At 57.9% G+C, this 13362-nt stretch carries 10 protein-coding genes; 4 read left to right on the forward strand and 6 right to left on the reverse strand.

Annotation, left to right across the window (positions count from 1 at the left end):
* Positions 1-19: 19 nt before the first annotated feature.
* Together KI797_RS09105 and KI797_RS21035 are read left to right on the forward strand one after the other, a co-directional pair.
* The gene (locus KI797_RS09105; protein WP_005327863.1) at positions 20-670 is read left to right on the forward strand and encodes a DedA family protein; all 651 of its coding nucleotides are present in this window, start codon (positions 20-22) and stop codon (positions 668-670) included.
* A gap of 310 nt (positions 671-980) precedes the next feature.
* The gene (locus KI797_RS21035; RefSeq protein ID WP_264160779.1) at positions 981-1172 is read left to right on the forward strand and encodes a hypothetical protein; all 192 of its coding nucleotides are present in this window, start codon (positions 981-983) and stop codon (positions 1170-1172) included.
* Positions 1173-1178: 6 nt separating this feature from the next.
* Here the strand turns inward: KI797_RS21035 and dsbB are convergent, their stop codons facing one another.
* Together dsbB and nhaB are read right to left on the reverse strand one after the other, a co-directional pair.
* Positions 1179-1700 (reverse strand): disulfide bond formation protein DsbB, encoded by a 522-nt coding sequence (gene dsbB, locus KI797_RS09115; RefSeq protein ID WP_226172675.1) that lies wholly within the window; start codon positions 1698-1700, stop codon positions 1179-1181.
* Between the two features lie 86 nt (positions 1701-1786).
* Positions 1787-3364: a Na(+)/H(+) antiporter NhaB gene (gene nhaB, locus KI797_RS09120; RefSeq protein WP_041205664.1), complete on the reverse strand. Its 1578-nt coding sequence runs from the start codon at positions 3362-3364 to the stop codon at positions 1787-1789.
* Between the two features lie 333 nt (positions 3365-3697).
* Between nhaB and fadR the strand changes: the two genes are divergently transcribed.
* A complete protein-coding gene (gene fadR, locus KI797_RS09125; protein ID WP_041205666.1) occupies positions 3698-4411 on the forward strand; it encodes a fatty acid metabolism transcriptional regulator FadR in 714 nt (237 codons plus the stop codon).
* A gap of 60 nt (positions 4412-4471) precedes the next feature.
* On the opposite strand, the gene KI797_RS09130 is transcribed toward fadR, so the two are convergent.
* From KI797_RS09130 to KI797_RS09145, 4 genes are all read right to left on the reverse strand, one after another.
* On the reverse strand, positions 4472-5992 hold the full coding sequence (locus KI797_RS09130; RefSeq protein ID WP_042649894.1) for a SpoVR family protein: 1521 nt from the start codon (positions 5990-5992) through the stop codon (positions 4472-4474).
* A gap of 10 nt (positions 5993-6002) precedes the next feature.
* Positions 6003-7274, reverse strand: a complete 1272-nt coding sequence (locus KI797_RS09135; protein WP_043129845.1) for a YeaH/YhbH family protein — start codon at positions 7272-7274, stop codon at positions 6003-6005.
* 24 nt (positions 7275-7298) lie between these two features.
* Positions 7299-9221: a PrkA family serine protein kinase gene (locus KI797_RS09140; protein ID WP_042649892.1), complete on the reverse strand. Its 1923-nt coding sequence runs from the start codon at positions 9219-9221 to the stop codon at positions 7299-7301.
* A gap of 562 nt (positions 9222-9783) precedes the next feature.
* Positions 9784-11706, reverse strand: a complete 1923-nt coding sequence (locus tag KI797_RS09145) for a RecQ family ATP-dependent DNA helicase (protein WP_042649890.1) — start codon at positions 11704-11706, stop codon at positions 9784-9786.
* Positions 11707-12042: 336 nt separating this feature from the next.
* On the opposite strand from KI797_RS09145, the gene sstT reads away from it, so the two are divergent.
* A complete protein-coding gene (gene sstT / locus KI797_RS09150; RefSeq protein WP_041205671.1) occupies positions 12043-13293 on the forward strand; it encodes a serine/threonine transporter SstT in 1251 nt (416 codons plus the stop codon).
* The last annotated feature ends 69 nt before the right edge of the window (positions 13294-13362 follow it).

Raw genomic sequence — 13362 nt, forward strand, 5'->3', positions numbered from 1 at the left:
ACTTCATGGGTATGAGAAAATGGATCTGATCCTGTTTGCAATCGACTTTATTCTGCACGTTGACGTGCACCTGAAAGAGCTGTTCGAGCACTATGGTGTCTGGGTTTACGCCATCCTGTTCCTCATCATCTTCTGTGAGACCGGCCTGGTGGTGACCCCCTTCCTGCCCGGCGACTCCCTGCTGTTTGCCGCTGGCGCTCTCACCGTGGGCAGCGTGCTGGACGTACATACCCTGGCGGGGGTGCTGATCATTGCCGCCGTGCTCGGCAACGTGGTGAACTACACCATAGGCCACTTCTTCGGGGATCAACTGTTCCGCAATCCCGATTCGAAGATTTTCCGTCGCGACTATCTGGTCAAGACCCACGCCTTCTATGCCAAGCATGGCGGCAAGACCATCATCATCACCCGTTTCCTGCCCATAGTGCGCACCTTTGCCCCTTTCGTGGCCGGCATGGGGGCCATGACCTACCCGCGCTTCCTGGCGTTCAACCTGATTGGCGGCTTGCTCTGGGTGTTGTCGTTCGTCTATGCGGGCCACTTCTTCGGCAACCTGCCGGTGGTGCGTCACAACTTCACTCTGCTCATCTTCGGCATCATTGCCATCTCTCTGCTGCCCATGGTCGTTGGCATGGTGAAGGCCAGGATGAGCACTGCCAAGGCAGGATGAAGGTGTGTTAAAGAAGGTCGCGTGCTGCAGAGTCTGCTTTCACAAGAAAGGGGAGCCATGATGGCTCCCCTTTTCGTTATCCGAGTTTGTCTCTGTCTGAACCCGGCATCGCTGGTTTGGCTGCGACAACGGTACTTAAACCGCGACTACTACAAACATCAGCAGGCGGCGACGCTGGTCACCAACCCGATGAAGAGAGCATGGAGGCGCGGGAGCAGGGGTTGGGCAAGGACTGGGCGCAGCTGATCGGGCATCAGATGAAAAAGGAGCCGATGGCTCCCTTTTTGATGCGTCTTATATGGCATCGTCAGTGTCAGTTGCAGCAGCGGCCCTTGACCAGGTTGCCGATGGCGACCACGACGAACACCAGCAGGTAGGCGGCGAAGATGGCAACCAGCCAGATGTCAGGGGCATGGAGAAACGGGAGCGGCTTGGGTGGCTGACACCGCTGATGGAAAAGGGAGCCGATGGCTCCCTTTTGTATGCGATCTATATCGAATGACCAGCTTCAGTTGCAGCAGCGGCCCTTGATCAGGTTGCTGATGGCGACCACGACGAACACCAGCAGGTAGGCGGCGAAGATGGCGATCAACCAATGTGGCATGGAGAAACTCAGGAACTGCCAGCTGATCTCGCTGCAATCGCCGTCCGGGAAAAAGAGCCAGGGCACCCACTGATCGAGGGGCGCCCAGCTTGGGAAGTCGACAAAGCCTTCGCACACATTGAAGGGGGAGGGGTTCACCTGGTAATCCACATGCTTGAGCGCCAGTTTCAGGCCCCAGAAGGCACTGTAGCCCCACAGCAGCATGGCGCTCCAACGGAGATACCACTTCTCTGGCGCCACCATGCCGAGCAGGCCGGCAGCGAACACCCCGAGGATGGCGATCCGCTCATAGATGCACATCACACAAGGGTGCAGACCCAGCACATGCTGGAAGAAGAGGGCGCACAGCTCGAAGGCGAGGGCGGAAACGGCCAGCAGCCCCCAGGCCAGACGATGACTGGCAATTCGGCGAAGAAACTCGATCATCTGATTGATCTCACAGAGAAAAATAATGGCTGAATTAGAGCAGAGCCCCGCCTGAAAAGAAAGGGGCCAGAGGACCCCTCGCTTCATCAGTGCGCCGCAGGCGCCAGGGTCTGCATGGCGGCGCTGCCCTGTGTCAGCCAGCCGGCCTGGTAGAACCATTCGGTGGCAGGGGCGAGCAGTTGCTCCACCGCAAAGAAACCCACCAGACCCAGTACCAGGGTGTAGGGCAGAGCCATCCACACCATGCGGCCATAGGAGAGGCGCAGCAGTGGGGCCAGTGCCGAGGTCAGCATGAACAGGAAGGCGGCCTGACCATTGGGAGTGGCCACTGACGGCAGGTTGGTCCCCGTGTTGATGGCTACCGCCAACAGATCGAAATGTTCACGGCTGATGGCGCCATTGAGCAGGGCGGTTTTCACCTCGTTGATGTAGACGGTACCGACGAAGACGTTGTCGCTCACCATGGAGAGCAAGCCGTTGGCCAGATAAAAGAGCGCGAGCTGATCCTCGGGTTTGGCAGCCAGCACCCACTGGATCACCGGCTTGAACAGCTGTTGATCGATGATCACCGCTACCACGCTGAAGAACACGGTGAGCAGGGCGGTGAAGGGCAGCGCCTCATGGAAAGCCTTGCCGAGCGCATGCTCTTCGGTGACGCCGGTGAAGGACGTCGCGAGGACTATGACGGTCAGGCCGATCAGGCCCACCGCCGCCAGATGCAGAGCCAGACCAGTGATCAGCCAGATGGCGATAGCCGCCTGGACCAGCAGCTTGGCCTTCTCTTGCGGGCTGCGCTCGGCATCTTCATCGCGCTCATAGGCTTCCATGATATGGCGCACGGGCTCTGGCAACTTGGTGCCATAACCGAACCAGCGGAATTTCTCCACCAGGATGCAGGTGAGCAGACCGCAGAAGAAGACAGGGATGGTGACTGGGGCCATGCGAATGGCAAATTCACCGAAATGCCAGCCCGCCTGCTCACCGATGATGAGGTTCTGGGGTTCGCCGACCAGGGTGCAGACGCCCCCCAGGGCCGTGCCGATGGCGGCGTGCATCATCAGGCTGCGCAAAAAGGCGCGGAACTCGTTCAGGTGCTGGCGAGACAGCTCATCGATCCCTTCGTCATCCTGATGCAGATTTCCGGACTCATCGCTCGAGGCCACCTTGTGGTAGATGGCGTAGAAACCGGTGGCGACGCTGATCACCACGGCGATCACGGTCAGGGCGTCGAGGAAGGCCGACAGGAAGGCCGAGACCAGGCAGAAGGCGAGGGAGAGCAACGTCTTGGAATGGATGCGGACCAGCATCTTGGTGAAAACGTAGAGCAGCAGCTGTTTCATGAAATAGATGCCAGCCACCATGAACACCAGCAACAACAGCACTTCGATGTTGGCAACCAGCTCATGCTTGATCTGGTTCGCCGAGGTCATGCCGATGAGCACGGCCTCTATGGCCAGCAGGCCACCGGGTTGCAGCGGGTAACACTTGAGCGCCATGGCCAGGGTGAAGATGAACTCGACGACCAGCAACCAGCCAGCCAGGAAGGGATCCACATGGAAGACGATCGGATTGATCAGCAGGAATATGACGATGGCAATCTTGTACCACCGTGGAGCATTGCCCAAAAAATTCTTTGCAAAAGCGCGCCCTAGGCTGATTGGCATAATGATGGTTCTCTGTTTTGTTGTTGGTATCTGCGTCTATGCAGTCGAGCCCGACTCGACCCGAACATCCGGATATTCACCTTTATCAAATTGATTGCACATGATTTTAATCAAGGGAGCGCTAACTATAAATAACGCCACGATGCTTGCCCAGTGGCGAGGCGCCGATATCACCATCATTTGGTCTTGGTTGGCTCCAGTCATGTTATCGCATACATATTATTAACAAAAAGATCCGGTTAATGTGAGCAGAGGACTGACCTTCTGCTTGCCAGCATGACCGGCTTTGCTATTATTCGTGAGCCTTTTTACGTACTACAACAGAGTCACTACATGGTCATAAAAGCGCAAAGCCCTGCCGGGTTTGCCGAGGAATACATCATCGAGTCCATCTGGAACAATCGCTTTCCTCCAGGGTCCATTCTGCCGGCGGAGCGCGAACTGTCCGAGCTGATTGGCGTGACTCGCACTACCTTGCGCGAAGTGCTGCAGCGCCTTGCCCGCGATGGCTGGCTCACCATCCAGCATGGCAAACCGACCAAGGTCAACAACTTCTGGGAAACCTCGGGCCTCAACATCCTGGAGACCCTGGCACGGCTCGATCAGGACAAGGTGCCGGATCTGGTGGCCCAACTGCTGTCGGCTCGCACCAACATCTGCACCATCTTCATCCGTGGCGCCATTCGCAACAACCCGGAGCAAGCCGCCGAGATCCTGCGCGGGGCCGATGAGGTCGACAATTCGGCTGAAGCCTATGCCGAGTTCGATTACCGCCTGCATCACCAGCTCTCGTTTGCTTCAGGTAATCCTATCTATGCCTTGATCCTCAACGGGTTCAAGGGGTTGTACAGCAGGGTCGGACGTTATTACTTCTCCGACAAGCAGGCGCGCGAGACGGCGGATGCCTATTACAAGACGCTGCTGGGCTTGGCCGAGACCAAGAATCACGAGGCCGTGTTCATGACGGTGCGTCAGTACGGTATCGAATCGGGCAAGTTGTGGACCCGTCTGCGCCAGGACATGCCGAGCAATCTGTGCGATAACTGATGAAGGTCACCAGAAAAAACGCGCCGAATGGCGCGTTTTTTTATGCTTCTTGTCTGCCTATCAGGTCAGACTCTTGCGATCCGGGCAGCGCCCTATGATGTCTGCGGTGAGCTCGCCGTTATCCTGCTCCAGCACCACATCGAATCCCCACAGCTGGTGCAGATGCTTGAGCACCTCGTGCCGCGACTCGCCAAGGGGGATGCGGTTGTGGGGCACGTAGCGCAGGGTGAGGGAGCGATCCCCCTTCACCGCCACGTTGTAGACCTGAATGTTGGGCTCCAGATTGCTCAGGTTGTATTGGGCAGACAGGGTGTTGCGTACCAGACGGTAACCCTCCTCGTTGTGGATGGCGGAGACCTTGAGGTAGTTCTTCAGATCGTCGTCATCGATGGCAAACAGCTTCATGTCGCGCATCACCTTGGGACTGAGGAACTGGCTGATGAAGCTCTCGTCCTTGAAGTTCTGCATGGCGAAGTGCAAGGTATCGACCCAGTTGGTGCCGGCGTAATCGGGGAACCAGTATCTGTCCTCCTCGGTCGGGTGTTCGCAGATGCGGCGCAGGTCGGTGAACATGGCAAAGCCGAGGGCATAGGGGTTGATCCCCGAGTAGTAGCGGCTGTTGTAGGGGGGTTGGTACACCACGTTGGTGTGGCTGTGCAGCACCTCTATCATGAAGCGATCGCTGATCTTCCCCTCATCATAGAGGTGGTTAAGGATGGTGTAGTGCCAGAAGGTGGCCCACCCCTCGTTCATCACCTGGGTCTGCTTCTGCGGGTAGAAGTACTGGCTGATCTTGCGCACGATGCGCACCACTTCTCGCTGCCAGGGTTCCAGCAGGGGGGCGTTCTTCTCGATGAAGTAGAGGATGTTTTCCTGAGGTTCGGCTGGATAGCGTCTGTCCTCGATACCGGTTGCCTTGTGCTGCTTGGGCAGGGTGCGCCACAGTTCGTTGACCTGGGTTTGCAGGTAATCTTCCCGTGCCTTCTGGCGACGTTTCTCCTCTGCCAGGGAGATCTTCTGGGGCCGCTTGTAGCGATCTACCCCGAAGTTCATCAGGGCATGGCAGGAGTCAAGCAGGCGCTCGACGGCATCGATACCGTGTTTTTCCTCGCATTCGGTGATGTAGTTCTTGGCAAACAGCAGGTAGTCGATGATGGAGGAGGCATCGGTCCAGGCCTTGAACAGGTAGTTGTTCTTGAAAAAAGAGTTGTGGCCGTAGCAGGCGTGAGCCATCACCAGGGCCTGCATCGGCATGGTGTTCTCTTCCATCAGGTAGGCGATGCAGGGATCTGAGTTGATGACAATTTCATAAGCCAACCCCATCTGGCCGCGCTTGTAGTTGCGCTCGGTATGGATGAAGCGTTTGCCGAATGACCAGTGCTGGTAGCCGATGGGCATACCGACGCTGGAGTAGGCATCCATCATCTGCTCGGCGGTGATCACCTCGATCTGGTTGGGATAGGTATCCAGCCGATAAAACTTGGCAACCCGGGCAATCTCCTGGTGATAGATCTCCAGCAGATCGAAGTTCCAGTCAGGCCCATCGTCCAGCGGCGCTATTTTTCTCGCGGTTTCTACCATATGTGATCCCTCAAGCCGCTTGCTTCTTGAACAACTCCCGGAACACCGGATAGATGTCCTCAACCTTGCGAATATGTTCCATCGCGAAGTGGGGGTATTGGTCGGCCACCGACTCATACTCGTGCCACAGAGTCTGGTGAGCGCGGGTGGTGATCTCGATGTAGGAGTAGTAGCGCACCCGCGGCATGATGTCGCGCATCAGGATCTCCCGGCATTGCGGTGAGTCATCCGCCCAGTTGTCACCATCTGATGCCTGCGCCGCATAGATATTCCACTGGTTGGCCGGATAACGCTCGTTGATGATGTCGTTCATCATCTTGAGCGCGCTGGAGACGATGGTGCCACCGGTCTCCTGGGAGTAGAAGAACTCGTGTTCATCCACCTCCTTGGCCTGGGTGTGGTGGCGAATGTAGACTACCTCGACGTTCTTGTAGGTCCGGCTCAGGAACAGATAGAGCAGGATATAGAAACGCTTGGCCATCTCCTTGGTGGCCTGATCCATGGAGCCGGAGACATCCATCAGGCAGAACATCACCGCCTGACTGGAGGGCACGGGCCGTTTGACGAAGTTGTTGAACTTGAGATCGAAGGTGTCGATGAAGGGCACTGCCTCGATCCGCCGTTTCAGCTCCCTGATCTCTTTTTCGAGCTGTGCCATCTCGGCAAAATGTTCGTTGGGATCGACAGCCAGCAGGGCCAGCCGCTCCTCCAGCTCGTGCATCTGGCGCTTCTTGCCCGCCTGCAGCGCCATGCGCCGCGCCAGCGAGTTTTGCAGCGAGCGCACCACATTGATGTTGGCGGGCACCCCGTTGGAGGTGTAGCCAGCTCGGTAGGTCTTCATCTCCATCAGCTGATTGAGCTGGGTCTTCTGCAACCGTGGCAGCTCCAGATCCTCAAACAGCAGGTCAAGATACTCATCCTTGGAGATCTGAAACACGAAGTCGTCAGCACCCTCTCCCTGATCCGAGGCCTGGCCTTCGCCTCCACCCTGACCGCTGCCCCCTCCCTTGGGGCGGTCAATCTTGTCACCGGAAACGAACTGATCGTTGCCCGGGTGCACCATCTCCCGTTTGCCGCCTTGGCCTTGATGGAAATGGGGTTCACCGATGTCCTTGGTCGGGATGCTGATGCTCTCGCCCTTGTCCACGTCCTGAATGCTGCGCTTGGAGACAGCATCCGAGACCGCTTGTTTGATCTGCTTCTTGTAGCGGCGGATGAAGCGCTGCCGATTGACAGCGCTTTTGTTTTTGCCGTTGAGCCTGCGGTCGATAAAATGCGCCATAACTCCCCCTTGAACACGGCAGGGTCAGGATGACTTGCGTACCCTGAGATACCATTCGGAGAGCAGACGCACCTGTTTACGGGTGTAGCCTTTCTCCATCATCCGTTCGACAAAGTTATCGTGCTTCTTCTGCTCCTCGGCCGAGGTTTTGCTGTTGAAGGAGATAACCGGCAGCAGCTCTTCCGTGTTGGAGAACATCTTCTTCTCGATCACGGTGCGCAGCTTCTCGTAACTGGTCCAGTTGGGGTTACGGCCTGCATTGTTGGCCCGTGCACGCAGCACGAAGTTGACGATCTCGTTGCGAAAATCCTTCGGGTTGCTGATCCCGGCGGGTTTCTCAATTTTCTCCAGCTCACTGTTGAGCGACGACCGATCAAAGAGCTGGCCGGTCTCGGGATCACGGTACTCCTGATCCTGGATCCAGAAGTCGGCGTAGGTGACGTAGCGATCGAAGATGTTCTGCCCGTACTCTGAATATGACTCGAGATAGGCGGTCTGGATCTCCTTGCCGATGAACTCCACGTAGCGCGGGGTCAGATAGCCCTTGATGAACTCAAGGTAGCGATCGTGCAGCTCCTGCGGGAACTGCTCGCGCTCGATCTGCTGCTCCAGCACATAGAAGAGGTGGACAGGGTTGGCCGCCACTTCCGCATGGTCGAAGTTGAAGACACGGGAGAGGATCTTGAACGCAAAGCGGGTGGAGAGGCCGTTCATGCCCTCGTCGACACCGGCGTAGTCGCGGTACTCCTGATAGCTCTTCGCCTTGGGATCTGTATCTTTGAGGCTCTCGCCGTCATAGACCCGCATCTTGGAGTAGAGGCTGGAGTTTTCCGGTTCCTTGAGCCGCGACAGCACCGAGAACTGGCCCAGCAGCTCCAGGGTGCCCGGGGCGCACTTGGCCTCGGTCAGCTCGCTGTTGAACAGCAGTTTCTCGTAGATCTTCACCTCTTCCGAGACGCGCAGGCAATAAGGCACCTTGACGATGTATACCCGGTCGAGGAAGGCTTCGTTGTTCTTGTTGTTGCGGAACTGCTGCCACTCGGATTCGTTGGAGTGGGCAAGCAGGATGCCGTCGAAGGGGAGGGCGGAGAGCCCCTCGGTGCCGTTGTAGTTTCCTTCCTGGGTCGCGGTCAGCAAGGGGTGCAGTACCTTGATGGGGGCCTTGAACATCTCTACGAATTCCATCATCCCCTGGTTCGCCTTGCACAGCGCCCCTGAGTAAGAGTAGGCATCGGCATCATCCTGGGCATAGTGCTCCAGCATGCGGATGTCGACCTTGCCCACCAGGGAGGAGATGTCCTGGTTGTTGTCATCGCCAGGTTCTGTCTTGGCGATGGCAATCTGATCCAGGATGGAGGGGTTGACCTTCTCCACTTTGAATTTGGTGATGTCGCCGCCAAACTCATGCAGCCGCTTGGCCGCCCAAGGGGACATGATGGGCCTCAGGTAGCGGCGTGGGATACCGTACTCTTTTTCCAGGATCTCGCCGTCCTCCTCGATGTCGAACAGGCAGAAGGGGTGGTCGTTGACCGGCGATCCTTTGATGCGATAGATGGGCACTTTTTGCATCAGGGACTTGAGTTTCTCGGCCAGCGAAGATTTGCCGCCGCCAACGGGGCCGAGTAGATAGAGGATCTGCTTCTTCTCTTCCAGTCCCTGGGCGGAGTGCTTGAGGTAGGAGACGATCTGCTCGATGGCCTCTTCCATGCCATAGAAGTCTTTGAAAGCGGGATAGCGTGCGACGACGCGGTTGGAAAAGAGGCGGCTGAGGCGCGGATTGACGGAGGTATCGATCATTTCCGGTTCGCCGATGGCAACCAGCAGTCGTTCAGCTGCGGAGGCGTAGCAGGATTTGTCCTGTTTGCACATATCCAGAAACTCCTGGATGCTGTACTCCTCCTCTCTGGCCTTCTCATACCGCTGTTGATAGTGCTCGAAGATGCCCATAACTTAGCCCTCGTTATAGTCGCTTACCCTGAAAAAAGAGTGGATCACTACTTTTGTTCTGTTTACCTCTTAAGCCTAGTCAACAGCCCCCAGTAATCCATCGCATCGTTGGTTTAAGTTTGTACGGGAGCTTCCCGATCCTCATGCGGGAAGAGGCAGCCAATGACATCTCTATGTTACTGACTGTTAAATTATTTTTGCCACGACAGTGATGCAAATGTCAAAGACATAAAAAATAAATGTTTGTGTGGCAGGAGCAGGAAATGATGGTTTCCCGGTTTGTGGAATCGAAGTGCAGGCAGGGCAAGGGTGGTAGAGGAGAAGGGCTGAATTTTCATTACGCTTACGTTAACGTAATGATTGTTGTTTGGTGTTTAAGCTCTAATTTTTACATTGACGCTACATTCTGGCTGCTCTAGATTGGCCCTGTGTCGAGCAGTCATCGCTTTAGCAAGAGAGTGGGTGATTGTGCAGATACTAAGCTCTGTTTAAGCACGTTTCCGTTGGCTTGACCCTCGCATCCGCGAGGGTCTTATTTTTTCAGTGTCCGGCAAGCGGGCGATCAAGCGTCGGCAGGATAGATCGCCGACACCGCCGCCAGCACCTCGGCGAAGGGATGCGCCGCCAGCTGGCCAAAACCGGCCAGGTTTCTCGCCTTGATCCGGGTGGTCAGGGGGGTGGCGATGCCACACAGGAAGCGGGTCAGGATCCTGGGATGGCGCTGGTGACACAGGGCAATCAGAGGATCGCACCAGGCGCGCAAGCCGTGCTCGTTGAGCAAGCCCGGAGATGGCAGCGGCGGCAGCACGGCTATCTCCCCCCGGCAGACGGAGCAGTGACCACAGCGCTCGGGCGCCTCTTCATCGGCAAAATAGCGGGCCAGCTCATGGCTCAGGCAACGGGTCGAGGTAAAGAACCCCAGCAGGGCCTGCAAGCGTGCCAGCTCGCTCTGCTCTTTCTTTTCAAACAGTCCATGCAGCTCTTCGGCCAGTGCCGCCGGGTCGATATGCTGGCGCACGACTCGATACACCTCCGTCATCTGTTTGCTCTCCAGCTCGATCCAGCCCTGCTGCTGCAGATAGTCCAGTGCCGCCGCGGCGCGCTGGCGTTCCCCCTGATAACCCTGCCACAGTGCATCGAAGTCCATGGTGCACCAGCTGCGCGCCTGGGGCGCACAGGCAAACAGCTGCTCCAGGAACTGACGGCGATCGGGGTTGAAGCGGGCCAGGATCTCCCTTTTTTCCAGCACGAACTTGAAACGGTACTCGGCAAAGTAGCTGTAGGCCGGGGCAATGATCCCCGCCATCTCCAGATAGACCAACAGGGTCTTGAGGGGCAGTTGGCGAATGTTGGTCTCGTTGGAGAGGCGCAGCAGGCCAAATTCCCACTCGGCACCGCTCTGTTGCAGGATCTGGAGCAAGCTCAGGATGGCCTCCCTGTCAGGGGTGTCCCCATAGACGAAGTTTTCCAGCACAGGCAACTGGGCGCGGCTCGCCAGCACCATGCAGCGGGAGGGGAGTCCGTCACGTCCGGCGCGGCCTATCTCCTGGCTGTAGTTCTCGATGGATTTGGGCAGATCGTAGTGAATGACCCGGCGGATATCGGCCTTGTCGATGCCCATGCCAAAGGCGATGGTGGCGACGATGCAGTCGAGTCGGCCAGCCATGAAGTCGTGCTGGATCTGGCTGCGCAGGGCGGGCTCCAGCCCCGCATGATAGGCACAGGCGCGGATGCCGATGGCCTGCAACTGATCGGCGCACTGCTGCGCACTCTGTTGCAGGGTGACGTAGACGATGGTGGGGGCTGCGGGATCGCGGCGCAATTCGTCACGCAGCCAACCATCGCGGGCACTGCCGGCCAGCGGAATGACGGCGAGATCCAGATTGGGGCGATAGAAACCCGTCACCACCAGATCCTCGGCCTCGATGGCGAATTTGGCCTGCATATCTGCCATGACCGCCGGGGTGGCGGTGGCGGTGAGCAGCAGTACTTGGGGAATGGCGAGATCGCGGCGATGGTCCGGCAGCTTCAGGTAGTCGGGCCGAAAGTTGTGGCCCCATTCCGAGATGCAGTGCGCCTCGTCCACCACCAGCAGGGAGAGCGGCACCTGGGCGATGAAGCGGCGAAAGCGCTCGTTCTTGAGGCGCTCCACCGAGATCATCAGGATCTTGAGCTGGCCGTCACTGGCCTGCTGCATCACCCGCCGACTCTCCTCGGGGGTCTGACTGGAGTCCAGGGTGGCGGCGGCGATCCCCTTGCGTTGCAAGAAGGCGAGCTGATCGTGCATCAGCGCCAGCAGGGGGGAGATGACCAGGGTCAGATGGGGCAGTGCCAGCGCGGGCAACTGGTAGCAGAGGGACTTGCCTGCGCCGGTCGGGAAGATGGCTGCCGCACTCTTGCCGGCCAGCAGGCGGCTGATCACCGCTTCCTGGCCGGGTCGCAGCTGATCGAAGCCGAAGTGTCGGGTCAATAAAGAGGTGATCATGGCAACAGGCTCCAGTGCAAAGTGAGCGGCATGATACCACTCTCGCCCCACATCGGCCGATGATAGGACTGGTTTGGTGACAATTTGACCGTGGTTGATATTGTGTTATCACATTGTTGTAGATTTTTTGTGAGGTAACCCTGATATTTTTCAGTGATTATGTGGAAAAAAAAGATGGCAGATGGGATATTCCTTGTCCGCAACCCCACGCGTACTGGACAAACCCAGAAGAAGGTTTGCCAACGGCACCACCGTCCACAGGCCGGTGCCAATGCGTGCGGCAGGTTGCCAACAGGACTAATGATTCACGCACCATGAGTGCACAGGGACTATTTGATGACACAACAACACCCCCTCATAAAACTGGTCAACAGCACCAGTCTGGTTAGCCAGATCCTGGTCGGTCTGGTATTCGGTATCCTCCTTGCCATGTTCATGCCTGAATGGGCCAAGGCGGCGGGTCTGCTTGGCAGCCTGTTCGTCGGTGCCCTGAAGGCGGTCGCTCCGCTGCTGGTCTTCGTGCTGGTGATGTCGGCGATCATCGGTCACAAGCAGGGTCAGAAGACCAACATGAAGCCGATCTTGCTGCTCTATGTGCTGGGGACCTTCCTGGCCGCTGTGGTGGCCGTGATGGCGAGCTTCCTGTTCCCCTCCAACCTGCACCTGGTTGCCAGCACTGCCGAGATCACCCCGCCGGGCGGCATTACCGAGGTACTGCAGACCCTGCTGTTCAACGTGGTGACCAACCCGGTGAAGGCGCTGCTGGATGCCAACTACATCGGTATCCTGGCCTGGGCCATCGGCCTCGGCATCGCTATGCGTCACGCCAATGAGAGCACCAAGGCGCTGATTTCCGATGTGTCCCACGGGGTCTCTGCCATCGTCAAGGCCGTGATCCGCTGCGCCCCGCTCGGCATCCTGGGTCTGGTTGCCTCCACCCTGGCCGAGACAGGTTTCGATGCGCTGTTTGGCTATGCCCAACTGCTGGTGGTGCTGATCGGCTGCATGCTGTTCATCGCCTTCGTGGTCAACCCGCTCATCGTGTTCTGGAAGATCAAGCGCAATCCCTATCCGCTGGTGCTGACCTGCCTGAAAGAGAGTGGCGTGACCGCCTTCTTCACCCGCAGCTCCGCCGCCAACATCCCGGTCAACATGGCGCTGGCCGAGAAACTGCGTCTGCCGGAAGACACCTATGCGGTCTCCATTCCGCTGGGCGCCACCATCAACATGGCCGGCGCCGCCATCACCATCACTGTGCTCTCTATGGCGGCGGTGCACACCCTGGGGATGGAAGTGGATATGGCCACCGCCATTCTGCTCTCAGTGGTCGCCACCGTCAGTGCCTGTGGCGCCTCCGGCGTGGCTGGCGGCTCCCTGCTGCTGATCCCGCTGGCGTGCAGCCTGTTTGGCATCAGCAACGACATTGCCATGCAGGTCGTTGCCGTGGGCTTCATCATTGGGGTGCTGCAGGACTCCGCCGAGACGGCCCTCAACAGCTCCACCGACGTGCTGTTCACCGCGGCCGCTTGCATGGCCGAGGATGAGAGCCTGCTGGAAGCGGCCCCACTGCCCAGCCGCGAAGCCTGATCCTCTTAGTTTTTCCCTAAATGCTGGCGCCCTCTTCGGAGGGCGCTTTTTATTGCCTGCGATTTCATG

The sequence above is a fragment of the Aeromonas media genome, assembly GCF_020423125.1.
Taxonomy (GTDB): domain Bacteria; phylum Pseudomonadota; class Gammaproteobacteria; order Enterobacterales; family Aeromonadaceae; genus Aeromonas; species Aeromonas media.

Bases quoted from the DNA above. Each gene is read 5' to 3' on its own strand.
- KI797_RS09105 (WP_005327863.1), top strand. From the start codon at position 20: ATGGATCTGATCCTGTTTGCAATCGACTTTATTCTGCACGTTGACGTG.
- dsbB (WP_226172675.1), bottom strand. From the start codon at position 1,700: ATGATCGAGTTTCTTCGCCGAATTGCCAGTCATCGTCTGGCCTGGGGG.
- nhaB (WP_041205664.1), bottom strand. From the start codon at position 3,364: ATGCCAATCAGCCTAGGGCGCGCTTTTGCAAAGAATTTTTTGGGCAAT.
- fadR (WP_041205666.1), top strand. From the start codon at position 3,698: ATGGTCATAAAAGCGCAAAGCCCTGCCGGGTTTGCCGAGGAATACATC.
- KI797_RS09130 (WP_042649894.1), bottom strand. From the start codon at position 5,992: ATGGTAGAAACCGCGAGAAAAATAGCGCCGCTGGACGATGGGCCTGAC.
- KI797_RS09135 (WP_043129845.1), bottom strand. From the start codon at position 7,274: ATGGCGCATTTTATCGACCGCAGGCTCAACGGCAAAAACAAAAGCGCT.
- KI797_RS09140 (WP_042649892.1), bottom strand. From the start codon at position 9,221: ATGGGCATCTTCGAGCACTATCAACAGCGGTATGAGAAGGCCAGAGAG.
- KI797_RS09145 (WP_042649890.1), bottom strand. From the start codon at position 11,706: ATGATCACCTCTTTATTGACCCGACACTTCGGCTTCGATCAGCTGCGA.
- sstT (WP_041205671.1), top strand. From the start codon at position 12,043: ATGACACAACAACACCCCCTCATAAAACTGGTCAACAGCACCAGTCTG.